Here is a 15,536-nt window from a genome sequence, read left to right on the forward strand (position 1 = left end):
GAACGCGGCTCAGCGCTTGAGGAACTCCTCCAGCGCCTCCACCACGAAGCGGTGGTCCTGGAGTTGGGGCAGGCCGCTGACCGTCACCGCGCCGATCACGCCTACGCCCTCGACGTTGATCGGGAAGGAGCCGCCGTGGGCCGCGTACTCGTCGGGGTCGAGGCGGGAGGAGTCCTCGAAGGTCGTGCCCTTGGCGCGGAAGCGGGTGCCGACCAGGTAGGAGGCCTCGCCGTAGCGCTCGACGACCCGGCGCTTGCGGGCGATCCAGGCGTCGTTGTCGGGGGTGGAGCCGGGCAGCGCGGCGTGGAAGAGCTGCTGGCCCGCGCGGTGGATGTCGATGGCGACCGGAGCCTGGCGCTCGCGGGCGAGGTCGACCAGGAGCGAGCCGAGGGCCCAGGCGTCCTCGTGCGTGAACCGGGTGAAGACCAGGCGCCGTTCCTGTCCCTCCAGTTCCTCCAGGGACGGAGTGATCTCCGGGTGGAACTTGGGCGTGATCTCGGTGTTGTGCGTCACAGCGTCACCGCCACTCCGTCGCGGGCCGAGCGGCGGGCCGCCTCGATCACGTCGAGGGCGGCGGCCGCTTCGAGGGCGGTCACCGGGTTGGGACCGTCGTCGTTGAGGGCCCTGGTCACGGCCGCATAGTACGCGGGGTAGTCGCCGGGGAGGGTGGGTACGGGGGTGCCGCCGCCGGTGAGCGGGGACTCGCCGGCGCCGATCCGGCCGTACAGCTCCTCGGGCTCCGTGCCCCAGCCGGCGCCCGGGCGGCGGCCCTCGCGCAGGTCCGCCTCCTGGGGGTCGAGGCCGTACTTGACGTAACCCGCCTTCGAGCCCAGGACCCGGAAGCGCGGGCCGAGTTGGGCGGCGGTCGCGGAGGCGTAGAGGTGGGAGCGGACGCCGTTCGCGTGGGTGAGGGCGAAGAAGGTGTCGTCGTCGGTCTCGGCGCCGGCGCGGCGGACGACCGACTCGGCGTAGACGGTGGTGACCGGGCCGAAGAGGGTCAGGGCCTGGTCGACGACGTGGCTGCCGAGGTCGTAGAGCAGACCTCCGATCTCTGCGGGGTCGCCGGACTCGCGCCAGCCGCCCTTGAGCTGCGGCCGCCACCGCTCGAACCGGGACTCGAACCGCCATACGTCGCCCAACTCGCCCTCGGCGAGCAGTCGCTGGAGGGTGAGGAAGTCGTTGTCCCAGCGGCGGTTCTGGAAGACGGAGAGGAGCAGGCCGCGGTCCTCGGCGAGGGCGGCGAGCTCGCGGGCCTCGGCGGCGGTGCCGGCGACCGGCTTGTCGACGACGACGGGGAGGCCGGCCTTCAGGGCGGCGGTGGCGAGCGGGACGTGCGTCTTGTTCGGGGACGCGATGACGATCAGGTCCAGCTCAGCGGCTCGGTCGAACAGCTCCTCGGGCGTGGCGGCGACGCGGATGTCGGGGAACTCGGTGCGGGCCTGCTGCTGCCGCTCCGGGTTCGAGGTGACGACCGTGTCGAGGTGCAGGCCCTCGGTGGCGGCGATCAGGGGCGCGTGGAAGACGGAGCCGGCGAGGCCGTAGCCGACGAGGCCGACGCGGAGGGGGGTGCCGGGGGTGCCGGGCGTACCAGTCATGGGTTCCACTTTCGCAACGCTGTTGCCAAAGTGCAAGTGCGGGGGAGAATGGGGGCCGGGAGGGGACGGGGGGAGGGGGAGTGGCGAGGGCGGAAGGGCAGGTGGCGGGTCGTGAGGGGTACGGACGTGGCAGGTGGCAGGGCGTGAAGGGTGTGGACGTGGTCGGTGAGAGGGCTTGAAAGGTGCGGACGCCGTTGGCGGCGTGAACCTGCTCGGCCTGCGCAGCCACAACGCGGCGCTGGTGCTGGATCTGCTCCGCACCGCCGGCGCGGACGGCATCAGCCGCCTCGAACTGGCCGACCGCACGGGGCTCACCCCGCAGGCCGTCAGCAAGATCACCGCGCGCTTGAGGGGGGAGGGGCTCGCCACGGAGGCGGGGCGGCGGGCGTCGACGGGGGGCAAACCGCGGACGGTACTGCGGCTGGTGCCGGAGGCCGGGCATGCGGTGGGGGTGCATCTGGAGCGGGACGAGATGCGGGTGGTGCTGGTCGATCTGACCGGTGCGGTGGTCGGGGAGCGGCGGGCGGCTGTTGATTTGGGGGCGGGGGCGGAGGGCGTGGTGGAGGGGGTTGCGGGGGAGGTGGGGCGGTTGGTGGAGGGTGCCGATGCCGTCGGCCTTGCTCCCGTCGGCCTTGCTTCGGAGACCGGCCGTGCTTCGGAGACCGGCCTTGCGCCCGACGTCCGCCGCGCTCCCGCCGCGAGCCGTGCTCTCACCGTCGGCTCCCTCCTCGGTGTGGGTATCGCCCTCCCCGGCCCCCTCGACCACACCCTCGGTGTCCTTCATCGCGTCACCGGCTTCCCCCAGTGGGACGGCTTTCCGCTGCGGGACGCGCTTGCTCGGCGGCTCGGGGTACCTGTCGTCGTCGACAAGGACACCAATGCGGCGGCGTTGGGGCTGGCCGTGCGGGGTGAGGGTGGGTCGTTCGCGTATCTGCATCTCGGTACGGGGCTCGGGGCAGGGCTGGTGATCGGGGGTGCTGTTCATCGGGGGGCGCGGACCGGGGCGGGGGAGTTCGGGCACCAGGTCGTGCAGCTCGACGGGCCGCCCTGCACCTGCGGCAACCGCGGCTGCGTCGAGGCGCTGTGTCTCGCCGCCGCGGCCCGCGACGACCTGCCCGAGGCGGCCCGCGTCCTCGGCACCGGCGCCGGCAACCTGGTCGCGCTGCTCGACGTCGACCTCGTACTGCTGGGTGGTCGTACGGTCGCCGCCGATCCGGACGTTTTCGTACGAGGGGTCGCCGCCGTTCTGGAGGAACGCGCCCGGCGCGTCGGCGGGGCCCCGGTACCGGTCCGGCTCGCGCCGGGCGAGGTGGCCGAGGGCGCGGCACAACTGCTGTTGGCTCCGCTGTTCGGGAGGGCGGACGGCTGAGGCGGGGGCGCGTGCGCTGGCGGGGACGCGTGCGCTGAGCGGGGACGCGTGCGCTGAGCGGGGGCCGGCGGGGCTGCGGGGAAGCCCGGGCCGACTGCATGGCGCTCTCCGCTCCGATCTACGCCGCTCTCCGCTCCGACCTACGCGTGCACCGAGCTGGGTGACCGGTAGCGGACGGCGCGGCGCCCGCCCCTGGGCCGCCCCCGCCGCTAAGCCGCCCGCCTCTCCCATCCCCTGTCCCCTCTTCCTGAGCGGCCCCCACCCTCAGCTGCCCGCCCCTCCTCTCCGCCGCCCCGTTCGCTCAGCCGCTCGCTCCCCACCCTCCGCCGATCGAGCGGACTTCCACCTCCCCCGGTGCGCCACCCCCCGATCCCGCCCCGCACCCGACAGGCTCATGTGTTCATGCGACTGTTCACGCCCACGTCCCTCTGCCTGGCAGCAGCCGCCGCCTTCCTCCCCCTCCCGCCCCCGGCATCCGCCTCCCCTGCATCCGCATCCACCGCCCCTGCGCGCACCGCCCCCGCACTCCCCACCCCCACCTGCGCCGCCCCGGACTCCCGCGGCTTCCCCCTCACCACCCGCATCCACGGCGCCCCCGCCGACTACGAGGCCGGCGGCGGATACGGCACCTGGTATCTGGACCTCACCAACACCACCAACCGCACCTGCGCCGCCGTACACCCCGTCGTCGTGCTCGTCGACGAGAAGCGTGCCCTGAAGCCGTCCCAGCCCCGGCTCGAGTTCTACGACGGCCCCCACACCCACCCCGTCCACTTCGAGACGACGGACGAGGCCGAACTCGTCGGCGCCTTCGACGACGGCTTCCCCGGCTTCACCGTCGGCCCCGGGAAGACCCTCACCGTCAAGGTCCGTCTCGCGCTGACCTCGGACGCCGTACCCAACGAGGTCACCGCCAACGCCGCCGTCGTCCAGCGCCACGACGACGACGGCGACTGGATCGGCCAGTCGAACGACTACCGCTTCCGCATCACCGACGAACCGCTCCCCGACACCACCACCCCCCTCCCCACCGGCACCGCCCCGCCCACCCGCGACCAGCCCCTCCCCTTCGCCGACGAACTCGCCCGCACCGGCCTGGACACCCCCGCCGGCCTCCTCACCGCCACCACCCTCGCCCTCACCGGCGGCACCCTGCTGCTGGTCCGGAGGCGCCGCTGAGCCGGGGGGCGACCGTCTGCGACCATCCCTCCGTGGACTACCCGAACGACCAGGCCCCCGGCGCCCCCGTCCGCTCCGGCATTCCGGAGCACGGCCGTATCCCGAAGTACTACGCGGTCAAGGCCCGCATCGACCGGCTCATCGGTGAGTTGGGGGAGGGCCGTGCGATTCCGACCGAGCGTGATCTGTCGGAGGAGTACGGCGTCGCCCGCGAGACCGTGCGGCAGGCGCTGCGCGAGCTGGTGCTGGAGGGCAAGCTGCGGCGGCAGGGTCGCGGCACGGTCGTCGCCGGGCCCAAGCTGGAGCAGCCGCTCTCGCTGGCCAGTTACACGGAAGGCGTACGGCGGCAGGGGCGCACCCCGGGCCGCAGCCTGGTCACCCTCGACCGCTTCCCCTGCCCGGCCCCCCTCGCCGCCGAGGCCGGCCTCGAACGCGGCGAACCCGTCTGGCACCTGGAGCGCGTACTGCTCGCCGACGACGAGCGGGTCGGCCTGGAGAGCACCTACGTCGCCGTGTCCCGCGTGCCCCGTCTCGACACCGACTTCGAACCCGACTCCTCCTTCTACGCCTACCTCCACGCCCACGGCATCACCTTCGGCGACGCCGACGAGCGCATCGAGACGGTGCTGGCCACCCCTCGCGAGGCCCTCCTCATCGGTACTCCGCCGGCCCTCCCCATGCTGCTCATCCACCGCGTCTCGCGGGACACGGACGGCCGGCCGCTGGAACGGGTCCGGACCCTCTACCGCGGCGACCGCTTCTCCTTCACGGCTCATCTCGGCGGCTGAAACAACACCGATCTCCACCCTCCCTGATGATCACCTTGATTATAACGGATGGATAACGGGTCTAGCCCAAATGTGACGGCTGGTTCAGGCTCTCGTTGTCGGCCGGACCTCTCCGGTTCCCCCTGCGCGAGGAGCGTGACCGCCGTGAAAGTGACAGTCGTCGGAGCAGGCGTCGTAGGCACCATGCACGCCTGGCATGCAGTGGAACGCGGCCACGAGGTCGTGCAGATCGAGCGCGAGGCCGAGGCCCGCGGCGCCTCGCTGCGCAACTTCGGGCAGATCTGGGTGAGCGGGCGAGCAGGCGGCGAGGAGCTCGAAACCGCCCTGCGGGCAAGGGAGTTGTGGGAGGGGATCGGCCGGCGCGTGCCCGGCCTCGGCTTCCGGGCCAACGGCTCCCTCACCCCCCTCCGCGGCCCCCTCGAACTCGCCGTCGCCGAGGCCGCCGTGGCCCGGGACGACGCGGCCGCCCGCGGCCGCAAGCTGCTCACGCCCGGCGAGGCGCGCGCACTCAACCCGGCCCTGCGCGGCGGGTTCGACGCCGCCCTGTACTGCGAACGGGACGCGGCCGTCGAGCCCCGTACCGCCCAACTCGCCCTGCGCGCCGAGCTCTTGAAGTCGCCGCACTACACCTTCCTGCCGGGGCGGGAGGTGCGGGAGGTGGTCGGCGCGGGTGCCGTCCGCGACGACCACGGGGACGTGCACCGCGCCGATGCCGTCGTGCTGTGCACCGGCGCCTGGCTCGGCGGGCTCGTCCGCGAGCTGGCCGGGCCCGATCTGCCCGTCCGCCGGGTCCGGCTGCAGATGATGCAGACCGCCCCGCTGGGCGAACCGCTCCCCACCTCGGTCGCGGACGCGGACAGCTTCCGGTACTACCCGGCGTACGCCTCCGCGGCCCTGGACGGGCTCAACTCCCGTCAGCCGCAAGGGGAGACGGCCGCGGCGCACCGTATGCAGCTGCTCATGGTGCAGCGTGCCGACGGCGGACTGACCATCGGCGACACCCACGAGTACGAGCACCCCTTCCCCTTCGACACCCTCGAAGACCCCTACGACCACCTCACCGAGGTCGTCGAGTCCCTGCTCGGCCGCCCGCTGCCGAGGATCCGGCGCCGCTGGGCGGGCGTGTACGCGCAGTGCACCGACCCCGCGCGGGTCGTGCACCGGCAGCAGGTGGCCGACGGGGTGTGGCTGGTCACCGGACCGGGCGGGCGCGGGATGACCTGCTCGCCGGCCATCGCCGAACAGACCGCACAGCAGTTGGGCTGGTGACAGCAGACATGGCAGACAGGAACCACGACATCAGGCTGGTCGTGCTCGACATGGCCGGCACCACCGTCGCCGACGGCGGGCTCGTCGAGGAGGCCTTCGCGGCCGCGGCCCGGCACCTCGGCGCGGACCCCGACGGGATGATCGACCACGTCCGCGCCACCATGGGCGAGTCCAAGATCTCCGTCTTCCGTCACCTGTTCGGCGAGGAGGCGAAGGCCCAGGAGGCCAACAAGGCCTTCGAGGCGGCGTACGCCGAACTCGTCGACGGCGGCAGGGTCGAGGCCCTGCCGGGTGCCCGGGAGGCCATCGAGGAACTCAAGTCCCAAGGCCGGACGGTCGTGCTGACCACCGGCTTCGCCCGTCCCACCCAGGACGCGATCCTCGCCGCGCTCGGCTGGCAGGACCTCGTACCCCTGACGCTGTGCCCCGCCGACGCCGGCGGCCGGGGACGCCCCTACCCGGACATGGTCCTCACGGCCTTCCTCCGTACGTCCGCCGCGGACGACGTCCGCCGGGTCGCGGTCGTCGGCGACACCTCGTACGACATGCTCAGCGGGGTGCGGGCAGGGGCCGGGCTGGTAGCCGGTGTCCTGACCGGCGCGCACGACGCGGAGGCGCTGCGCGCGGCCGGGGCGGGGCAAGTGCTGGACGGGGTGGGGCAGTTGCCGGGAGTCCTCGCATGAGTGGCAGTGGCAGCGGCATCCGCTTCGACTCGGTGGCCGTCGCCCTGACCAGGCTCATGGCGGGCGTGTCAGTCTTTGAGCCGGACTGGACCGAGATCGACAGGAACCTTCAGAGTTACGTTGAGAACTGGAAGTCTGCGACCGACAGCTGATCGTTAGGCTGGGGCCCACGCAGCACCGCGTACGGCAGGAGATCTCGCACATGGCAGACCGCAGGCCCATCGAGTCATGGCTCACCGACATGGACGGTGTGCTCATCCACGAGGGCGTACCGATCCCCGGCGCCGACGCGTTCCTGAAGAAGCTGCGCGAGTCCGGCAAGCCCTTCCTCGTCCTCACCAACAACTCCATCTACACCCCGCGCGACCTGCACGCCCGGCTGCAGCGCATGGGACTGGACGTGCCGGTCGAGTCCATCTGGACCTCGGCCCTGGCGACCGCCCAGTTCCTGGACGACCAGCGGCCGGGCGGCAGCGCCTACGTCATCGGCGAGGCCGGCCTGACCACCGCCCTGCACGACATCGGGTACATCCTCACCGACCACGAGCCCGACTACGTCGTCCTCGGCGAGACCCGCACGTACTCCTTCGAGGCCATGACCAAGGCGGTACGGCTGATCGAGGCCGGCGCCCGCTTCATCTGCACCAACCCGGACGAGACCGGGCCCTCCACCGAGGGTCCGCTGCCGGCGACGGGCGCGGTGGCCGCGCTGATCACCAAGGCGACCGGTAAGCAGCCGTACTTCGCGGGCAAGCCGAACCCGCTGATGATGCGGACCGGACTGAACGCGATCGGCGCGCACTCCGAGACCAGCGCGATGATCGGCGACCGCATGGACACCGACGTGCTGGCCGGCATGGAGGCCGGGATGCAGACCTTCCTGGTGCTGACCGGGCTGACCCGGCCGGAGCAGATCGAGGACTTCCCGTACCGGCCCTCGCACGTCGTCGACTCCATCGCGGATCTCGTCGACCTGGTCTGAAACCTTTCTGAACCCGTACGGAGCAGTGAGAGCCCGCTGAGGATGCGCCGGGCCGGGCGGCGGGGGAGCCTCCAGGTATCTGGAGGTTTCACGATGGGCTCACTTCGCCTCACTCTCTGTACCGGGCTTCTGGCCACCGCCGCCGCCGTCCTCCCGACGGCCTACGCGTCCGCGGCCGACGGGGGTGGCGGCGGAGGCGGTGTCTCGGTGACCCCGTCGTCACCGGCCGCCGGCGCCGATGTCGCGCTGCGGGTGACCGGCTGCTCGGGCAAGACGGCCACCGCGGCCTCGGCGGCCTTCGTCGCGGACGCACGGCTCGCCGGTGCCGACGGCACGCTCGCCGGGGACACCAAGGTCCGCTCCACGGCCGAGCCCGGCTCCTACGACGTGAAGATCAGCTGCGCCGACTTCGAGATCAAGGGCAAGATCACGGTCGTGGCGCAGGGGACGCAGCCCTCCACGCCCGCTTCTCCCGTCGCCCCGGTCCACGCGGGCGGCGGCGGCACGGCCCACCTCGCCTCGGTGGACGCCCGCGCGGACAGCCCCGGCACCGCCCACGCCATCACCGGCGTGATCCTCGCGGGCGTCGCCGCGGCGGCGGTGGCCCTGCTGAGCGGGCGCCGGAGCCGCAGGGCGGAGTGAGCGGGAATGGGTGACGGGGCGCGCACCTCCGGTTCCAGCCGTCTCCTCATGGGCGTCGCCTGGGCCCTGCTGCTGCTCGGGCTGTGGCTGTGGGGGCGGCAGGTGACCGACGTACGGCAGGGGATATCCGCGCCCGCGACCGGTGACATGGCCGCCGTCGGACGGCCGCCGGAGGCCGAACTGCCGCCCGCCGCACGGCCGTTGGGGGCCGCGCTGCCGCAGCGCGTGGACATTCCCGACCTCGGCGTGCAGGCGCCGGTCGTCGCGCGGGGGCTGGACCGGAAGGGGGCGATCGATCCGCCGCCCTTCGACCAGGCGGGGGTCGTCGGCTGGTACGCGGCCGGGGCGAAACCCGGCGCCGCCGGGACCGCGCTGATGGTGGGGCACGTCGACACCGAGACCCGGCCCGCCGTCTTCTACAAGCTCAGCGCGCTCAGACCCGGCGAGACCGTCCGTGTCGTCCGCGACGACGGCAGGGTCGCCGAGTTCACCGTCGACGACGTACAGGTCCTGACCCGTGAACGCTTCGACGCACGTCAGGCGTACGGCCAACGCCACTCGGGGCGGGCCGAGTTGAGGCTCATCACCTGCGGCGGCACCTTCGACCGGGCGAGCCGCAGCTACACGGCCAACGTGATCGTGTCGGCGTACCTCACGGGAACCGGTCTGTAGGCGGGCCCAGCACCTGGCCCGGTCGGCGGCCCGCTCCCCCCGAAGCCGCCGACCGGGCTGGTCCTCGACCGCGCGTGCACGGGCTGCGGGAGTAACCCGGCGACCGGCGCGGGAGGTGCGGGAGCCCAAGTGATCGAAGTGCTGGCCGGGGGCTGGGGCCGTTTGAGAAGACTCTAGAACGGATGAGCGCCAGAGCCTAGGGGGTGTTTGACGCCAGGTTCCGCTACGGTGGCTCTCTGTCATATGTCCAGGTGATTGAGGCCGCTACGACGGTCCACCGGCCGGTCCCCCGGACGTTCCCGGCACTTCCCGGCGCAGCTCCGCGTCGTTCGCCGTCCCCGCCAGGACGGCCCGCGCGACCTCGTCGACCGGCTGCTGCCGGCGCCGTGCGTACCGGCGCAGCGCGTCGAAGGCCCGCTCGGGGTGGACGCTCCAGCGCTCGGCGAGCATGCCCTTGGCCTGCTCGACGCGGATCCTGCTGGACAGTGCCTGCCGCAGCTGCCCGCTGACGGTGCGGCACCGGTCGTAGAGCATGTGGTTGCGCAGTCCGTGTGCCGTGCAGTCGGCCAGCAGCTGGGCCATCAGCAGCTGCGTCGCGCCCTCGGGGGAGCCGTCGAGCGGGACGGGCGTGAACACGTTGACGGCGCCGAGCAGTTGCTCGCGGCAGCGCAGCGGGACCGCGTACGTGGTGACGATGTCGTGCCGCAGCGCCCGCTCGGTGAACTCCGGCCACAGCGAGGCCGCCCGGGGCGTGTCGACGGAGACCGGCGGGACGGGCCGGCCCGAGCCGTAACTCTCCAGGCAGGGGCCGCCGGTGTGCTGGGACCGCAGCAGGTCGAGTGCCACGTGCTCCTGCTCGCTGCACCCCACCAGCGACACCTCATGGCCGCCGTCGACCAGCATCACCCCGGCCGCCCGCGCCGTCAGCAGCTCCACGCACCGGTCCGCGAGGCGCCGTACGTAGTCCCCGCTGTCGAAGTCGTCGTGGAGCGTGTCGGCCGCCTCCACCAGCGCGGTCGCGAGCCGGAGTTCCCGGGTGGTGTGGTGCATGTGCGCGCACATCCCTTCCCCCTGCCGCCCGCCCGTGCCTGGCGCGCGCCTACCCACACCATCGGTGCTGTAACAGCTCGCCGACAAGGCTCGGGCGATCTCGTGGCCGCCACGGGGTGTATGTCAGGATTGAGACTTGGACCAGTGCACCCAAGGGGGAGTTGGATGTACGGCAGCAGGGGGGCCGGAATGCGTGCTTCCACGGCGGTGCTGGGGGCGGCACTGCTGATCGCGGGGTGTTCCTCGGGGGGCGACGGCGACAACGAGGCCGGCGCGAAGATCACCCAACAGCCAAGGAGCAGCGACCCGTTCTGGGTCAACCCGGACGGCAACGCGGCCCGCCAGGTCGCCGCGTACGCCAAGTCCGGCAAGGACAGTGACGCCGAGCAGATCCGCAAGATCGCCGAGCAGCCGACCGGCGAGTGGATCGGGCCGGAGAACCCGCAGCAGGAGGCGCAGGGCTTCACCGAGGCCGCCGACAAGGCCGGCCGCACCGCCCTGCTCGTCCTCTACGACATCCCGCACCGCGACTGCGGCCAGTACTCGCAGGGCGGCGCGGCCGACGGTGACGCGTACCGGGCGTGGATCGACGGGGTGGCCGCGGGCATCGGCGACCGGCCCGCGACGATCGTCCTCGAACCGGACGCCGTACTGCACCTGGTGGACGGCTGCACCCCGGAGGAGTTCCACGAGGAGCGCTACGACCTCCTCAAGGGCGCCATCACCAAGCTCAAGTCCCTGAAGAACACGAAGGTGTACCTCGACGCGGGCAACGCGGGCTGGGGCCACCCCGACCAGATCTTCCAGCCGCTCCAGTGGGCGGGCATCGCCCAGGCCGACGGCTTCGCGGTCAACGTCTCCAACTTCTACTCGACCGAGGACTCCATCGCCTACGGCAAGGAGCTCTCGGCCAAGGTCGGAGGCAAGCACTTCGTCATCGACACCAGCCGCAACGGCAACGGCCCCTACACGGCGGGCGCCGAGGACGAACGCTGGTGCAACCCCCCGGGCCGGGCCCTGGGCGAAACCCCGACGACCAAGACGGCGGACCCCTTGGTGGACGCCTACCTCTGGGTCAAGCGGCCCGGCGAATCGGACGGCACCTGCAAGGGAGGCCCGAAGGCAGGCGATTGGTGGCCGACCTACGCTCTGAAACTCGCCAAGGCATCAACGCCGTAAGGGGCGCGGGGAACTGCGCGACAAGCCACAGCGCGCCCGCACCCGCCAGACGGCCTTAGGGCACCTTCACCCATTGCGCCTTACTCGGCGTTCCTTGATCGTCGTCCACAAACACCATGTACCACCCCGACTGAACAAGGTTCTTGTTCTTCGGCACGGTCACCGTGATCTTGTTGCCGGACGTCTTGAAGTCCAGTGCGATCGACCGCTGATCGACATCGGTCACATGGGTCGACGCACTGGGCCGGATCAGCCGCACCTTCTTGATCGCGGAGGCCTGCGGTGACGTGAACGTCCCCGACCCACCCCGCGCGATGGTCTGCGGCCCGCCCGACAGCGACGGCCGCGAGTCCCGGTACAGGTACGGCGGTGTGTAGATCTCGATCCGCTGCTCGAACTTGCCCGGCTTGGTGTTCGCCTTGTCCCCGTAGAGGGAGTCCGACCCGAAGAACATCACGCGCCCGTCGGGCAGCAGGATCGACCCGGAGTGGTAGTTGCGCCCCACCAGCGGGTCCGCCACCCGGTCGAAGGTGTTCGTGTCCGGGTGGTACAGCCGGGCCTGGAGGATGTTGGAGTCGCTGCGCCCCCGATAGTCCTCCGAGCCGCCCGACACCAGCACCGTGTCGTCCGGCAGGATCGAGGACTGCGGATAGCGCGTCCCCTTCTCCAGCGTCGGCCCGTCCGTGAACTTCGGGTTCGCGTCCTTCAGATCGATCAGCCGCGTCTTGTTGCTGGACTTGTTCGACTCACCGACCCCGCCCCCGCCGATCACCATGAACTTCTCGTCCTGCGCCGGAGGCAGCAGCACGGTCCCGGAGGTCTCCATCTCGTTCGCGTCGCTCAGCCCCGGCAGCTTCGTGAACTTGTTGGTGTCGACGTCCCAGATACCCGGGTCACGCCCGACGTCGTCCGGCCCGTACCCCGCGTTCGACCCCGAGTAGAACATCTTGCCGTTCTGCATGAGGAACAGCGCCGGGTAGGTCGGGAACTGCCGGATCTTCTTCGTGTACGTCCATTTCTTCGTCGCCGGGTCGAAGATCTCGTTCTTGCCCGGCACCAGCTGCCCGATGTCGTCGAGCCCGGAGACGCTGAGGATCTTGCCGTCCGACAGCGTGGTCAGCGTCGGGTACCAGCGGGCCTCGTTCATCGGGTCGACCTTGATGTACTTCTCGGCGACCGGGTCGAACTCGAAGGCGTCCCTGATCCCCTGGAAGTCCTTCTTGTCGAGCGCGAGCTTCTGCGCGATGCCGTACGTGTTGCGCGCGTCGGCGCCGGTCAGCCCCTGGATCCGGTAGTTGTCCTGGGTACCGGTCTCGTACTTGGTGCCGCTCTGCTTCGCCTCGACGTAGATACGGCCGAGCCCCGGGTCGTTGCGCAGGAACTTGCCGGTCGCCTTGTCGAAGACCTTCTTCGCGCGCGGCACCAGAACCGGGTCCTTCGACACGAAGGTCTTGCCGTTCTCCTTGCCGGTGAACTTCGTTCCCGCGGGCAGGGTGATCGGCTTGTCCGGGTTCTCGTTGTGCACCACCATCAGGCCGCCGGCCTTGGTGACGTCACCCTTCAGCTTCTCGTACCGCTTGGTCCCGCCCGCGATCAGCAGATTGCCGTTGGCCAGCTGCGTGTGCCCGGTGCAGAACAGGTCCTTGGGCGTCGGCACCTTCTTGATCGTGCCCTTGACCGGGTCCCAGATCCGGGTGTCGAACTTCTTCGCGTCGAAGTTGTCCTGGTTGTTGCCCGAGCCGGCGATCAGCAGCACCTTGCCGGTGCGCAGGAGCGCCGCGTGGATGGTGTCCTGGCGGAACTCCTTGGGGAACTCCACGATCTGCCAGTGGCCGTTGTCCGCTTTGTACTCGGGTCTGTTGATCTGGTACTCGTGGTACTTCTCGGTCCCGACGCGGTACAGCCACGGCCCGTTCATCCCGGCCAGCGCGAGCACCACCGCCGTGCCGATCGCGAGTCGACGGGCCCGGCGGTGGCCTGCACGGTCGTTCATTCCTTACGTCCCCCAAATCCACCAAGAGCGATCTGCATCGTCTGGTCGTTGCCCTCGCCCGACGCCTCGTTGGAGGCGGCCCAGGTGGGCTTGTGCCCGGCGTTGTGCGGCGAGTGCTGTGCCGGCACCTGGTGCGGCGGGTAGGCGCTCGCGGGCGCCGGCGCGCTCGCCGGTTCGTACTCGACCGGCTCGGGCGGCTGCTTCCTCGCCTTCCGCAGCGAGTATTGCCAGGCGAAGATCGGCGACGCGGTGATCAGCAGGGCGAAGGAGGCCCAGATGATCATCGCCGGGTGCGAGTGTCCGTAGGCGAAGCCGGCGGAGATCGAGGCACCGAAGACGAAGATGAAGAACAGGTGGATCCGGAAGGTCCCGAACAGGGTGTCCGGGCTGGCCGAGTCGCCCTTGGGCGTCACCACGAACTTGCTCTTGCGGCGCAGCACGGCGTCCATGAGGGAGCGTGCGTAGATCGGCGCCGACAGCGCGGACATCACCATGCCCGCCACACCGCCGGAGCCCTCGGGCTCGTGCGGCGAGACGTTGTGCCGGCGGTTCCAGATGTAGAGGCCGATCTGCAGCGCGGAGGCGTTGCCGTACAGCATCAGCCACACGGTCGGGTCGATGTTCACACCCGAGGCGCCCAGGCCCAGGAACAGCGCACAACTCAGCGCCGCCAGGATCCAGTTGAGGGCCGACATCGGGTAGAAGATGATCATCATCGTGTAGTTGAAGAGCTTGCCCGGAGGCAGCGAGAACCAGCCCTTCCAGTACTGCTTCAGGATCGTCTCGTACGTCCCCCGGGACCACCGCAGCTGCTGCGTGAAGAAGTCGGTCCAGGCACCCGGGCCCTCGCCCACCGCGAGTACGTCCGGCGTGTACACCGACCGCCACTTCTTGCCCGTCGCGGGGTTGCGGTGCCGGTGGATCTCGAAGCCGGTCGCCATGTCCTCGGTGATCGAGTCGTACAGACCGCCGATCTGCTTCAGCGCCTTGATGCGTACGGCGTTCGACGTACCCACGAACATGGGCGAGCCGTAGAAGTTTCCGGCCCGCTGGATGAGCGCGTGGAACAGGAACTGCTGCGACTCCGCGGCCTTGGTGATGGGGTTGTCGTAGTTTCCGTACACCTGCGGGCCGATGACGAAGCCGACGTCCGGGTCGCGGAAGAAACCGAGCATCCGCTCCAGGTAGTTGGGCAGCGGCACGTGGTCGGTGTCGACGGAGGCGAAGAAGTCGTACTCGTCGCCGTGCGCCTGCAGCCAGGAGTTGTAGTTGCCGTGCTTGGTCTTCGCGCGGAACGGGCCCTTCTTCCGGTTCCACTGCTCGACTCCCTTGCGGGAGAAGTGGTGCACGCCGAGCCGCGCGCAGACCGCCTTGACCTCGTCGTCGTCGCCCTCGTCCAGGAGCCAGATGTGCAGAAGGCCCCGGTGCCGCAGCCGTACGGCGGCTTCCAGGGTCTTCGTGACCATCTCCAGGGGTTCCTTGCCGGGGACGTACGTGGTGATGAAGGCGACTCTCGTGCCGGTCTCCGGCACCACCGGCACCGGGTCGCGGGCGACCAGGGTCGCGTGCGCGTTCGACAGCACGTTCATGCAGCGGAAGAACTCGATAAGACCGATCGAGACCAGCATCACGACGTCCAGTGCCGGCAGGAATTCGAACGCGGGATAGTCACGTTCGGTCCAATGCTCCGGTTGGAGCAGCCAGGCGAGCAGAATGAGCGACAGCAGGGGCGCTGCGCCCAGCATCAGGGCGGCGCGCAGGCGGTGCGGCTCCTGCGAGAGCAGTGAGCGGTACTGCACCTTGTACGGTTTGTTCGGATCCGGCTGAGTGAGGGGGCCTGCCAGCCTGCTGTAGTGCTCGTAGTCGTATCTCGGCAGCGTCTTCTTGATACGGCGGAACTGGCCCGTGGTGCTGTTGCGGTGTTGCGAAGGCACCCTCAACTGGGTGGTTTCGGACGGGTCGAAGTTGTGCCGGGCGCCCGTCGGCGTCGACGTCATGAGTCATCCCCCCACACGCTGTTGGCGCGTGTCGTGTCGGTCGTGGTGGGGCACAGCCGCCACACATTCCACACACGTAGACATGGAACCGCGACCTTCCGGTTGCAGGATGCCCCCCTCGGCATCCAGTGTCGGCAA

Annotated in this window: 14 protein-coding genes and 1 pseudogene; 10 read left to right on the forward strand and 5 right to left on the reverse strand. The window is 70.7% G+C overall.

The genetic code is table 11. From position 1 onward, the window contains the following. Window positions 1–9: 9 nt before the first annotated feature. Together ABZ848_RS28005 and ABZ848_RS28010 are read right to left on the reverse strand one after the other, a co-directional pair. Window positions 10–513: a heme-degrading domain-containing protein gene (locus tag ABZ848_RS28005; RefSeq protein ID WP_360836285.1), complete on the reverse strand. Its 504-nt coding sequence runs from the start codon at window positions 511–513 to the stop codon at window positions 10–12. Next, the gene (locus ABZ848_RS28010) at window positions 510–1,595 is read right to left on the reverse strand and encodes a Gfo/Idh/MocA family oxidoreductase (protein ID WP_360836286.1); all 1,086 of its coding nucleotides are present in this window, start codon (window positions 1,593–1,595) and stop codon (window positions 510–512) included. The genes ABZ848_RS28005 and ABZ848_RS28010 overlap by 4 nt, the downstream gene beginning before the upstream one ends. 175 nt (window positions 1,596–1,770) lie before the next feature. Here ABZ848_RS28010 and ABZ848_RS28015 point away from each other — a divergent pair, with 175 nt between their 5' ends. The 9 genes and pseudogenes from ABZ848_RS28015 (at window position 1,771) to ABZ848_RS28055 (ending at window position 9,179) form a co-directional block, all read left to right on the forward strand. Next, window positions 1,771–2,964: an ROK family transcriptional regulator gene (locus tag ABZ848_RS28015; RefSeq protein ID WP_360836288.1), complete on the forward strand. Its 1,194-nt coding sequence runs from the start codon at window positions 1,771–1,773 to the stop codon at window positions 2,962–2,964. 396 nt (window positions 2,965–3,360) lie between these two features. Next, window positions 3,361–4,143 carry a hypothetical protein gene (locus ABZ848_RS28020; RefSeq protein ID WP_360836290.1) on the forward strand — a complete coding sequence of 261 codons (783 nt, stop codon included), beginning with the start codon at window positions 3,361–3,363 and terminating at the stop codon, window positions 4,141–4,143. 32 nt (window positions 4,144–4,175) lie between these two features. Next, window positions 4,176–4,931 (forward strand): GntR family transcriptional regulator, encoded by a 756-nt coding sequence (locus ABZ848_RS28025; RefSeq protein ID WP_360836292.1) that lies wholly within the window; start codon window positions 4,176–4,178, stop codon window positions 4,929–4,931. A gap of 144 nt (window positions 4,932–5,075) precedes the next feature. Continuing rightward, window positions 5,076–6,200 carry a TIGR03364 family FAD-dependent oxidoreductase gene (locus ABZ848_RS28030; protein ID WP_360836294.1) on the forward strand — a complete coding sequence of 375 codons (1,125 nt, stop codon included), beginning with the start codon at window positions 5,076–5,078 and terminating at the stop codon, window positions 6,198–6,200. Window positions 6,201–6,208: 8 nt separating this feature from the next. Continuing rightward, a complete protein-coding gene (locus ABZ848_RS28035; RefSeq protein ID WP_360836296.1) occupies window positions 6,209–6,883 on the forward strand; it encodes a phosphonatase-like hydrolase in 675 nt (224 codons plus the stop codon). Between the two features lie 26 nt (window positions 6,884–6,909). Next, a pseudogene (locus ABZ848_RS28040) lies at window positions 6,910–7,035 on the forward strand (2-aminoethylphosphonate ABC transporter substrate-binding protein); the annotation flags it as partial. A 50-nt stretch (window positions 7,036–7,085) separates the two neighbouring features. Beyond that, complete coding sequence (locus ABZ848_RS28045) at window positions 7,086–7,865, forward strand: HAD-IIA family hydrolase (RefSeq protein ID WP_360836298.1); 780 nt, start codon at window positions 7,086–7,088, stop codon at window positions 7,863–7,865. Between the two features lie 93 nt (window positions 7,866–7,958). Beyond that, the gene (locus ABZ848_RS28050) at window positions 7,959–8,507 is read left to right on the forward strand and encodes a hypothetical protein (RefSeq protein ID WP_360836299.1); all 549 of its coding nucleotides are present in this window, start codon (window positions 7,959–7,961) and stop codon (window positions 8,505–8,507) included. A gap of 6 nt (window positions 8,508–8,513) precedes the next feature. Next, the gene (locus ABZ848_RS28055) at window positions 8,514–9,179 is read left to right on the forward strand and encodes a class F sortase (RefSeq protein ID WP_360836301.1); all 666 of its coding nucleotides are present in this window, start codon (window positions 8,514–8,516) and stop codon (window positions 9,177–9,179) included. Between the two features lie 264 nt (window positions 9,180–9,443). Here the strand turns inward: ABZ848_RS28055 and ABZ848_RS28060 are convergent, their stop codons facing one another. Then, window positions 9,444–10,229, reverse strand: a complete 786-nt coding sequence (locus ABZ848_RS28060) for a GAF and ANTAR domain-containing protein (RefSeq protein WP_360836303.1) — start codon at window positions 10,227–10,229, stop codon at window positions 9,444–9,446. Window positions 10,230–10,394: 165 nt separating this feature from the next. Here ABZ848_RS28060 and ABZ848_RS28065 point away from each other — a divergent pair, with 165 nt between their 5' ends. Beyond that, a complete protein-coding gene (locus ABZ848_RS28065; protein WP_360836305.1) occupies window positions 10,395–11,408 on the forward strand; it encodes a glycoside hydrolase family 6 protein in 1,014 nt (337 codons plus the stop codon). Window positions 11,409–11,463: 55 nt separating this feature from the next. Here ABZ848_RS28065 and ABZ848_RS28070 read toward each other — a convergent pair whose 3' ends face one another. Further along, the gene (locus ABZ848_RS28070) at window positions 11,464–13,401 is read right to left on the reverse strand and encodes a kelch motif-containing protein (RefSeq protein ID WP_360836307.1); all 1,938 of its coding nucleotides are present in this window, start codon (window positions 13,399–13,401) and stop codon (window positions 11,464–11,466) included. After that, on the reverse strand, window positions 13,398–15,398 hold the full coding sequence (locus ABZ848_RS28075) for a glycosyltransferase family 2 protein (protein ID WP_360836308.1): 2,001 nt from the start codon (window positions 15,396–15,398) through the stop codon (window positions 13,398–13,400). Before ABZ848_RS28075 ends, ABZ848_RS28070 begins: the two co-directional genes overlap by 4 nt. Between the last annotated feature and the right edge of the window lie 138 nt (window positions 15,399–15,536).

This window comes from Streptomyces sp. NPDC047081 (assembly GCF_040643775.1).
GTDB lineage: Bacteria > Actinomycetota > Actinomycetes > Streptomycetales > Streptomycetaceae > Streptomyces.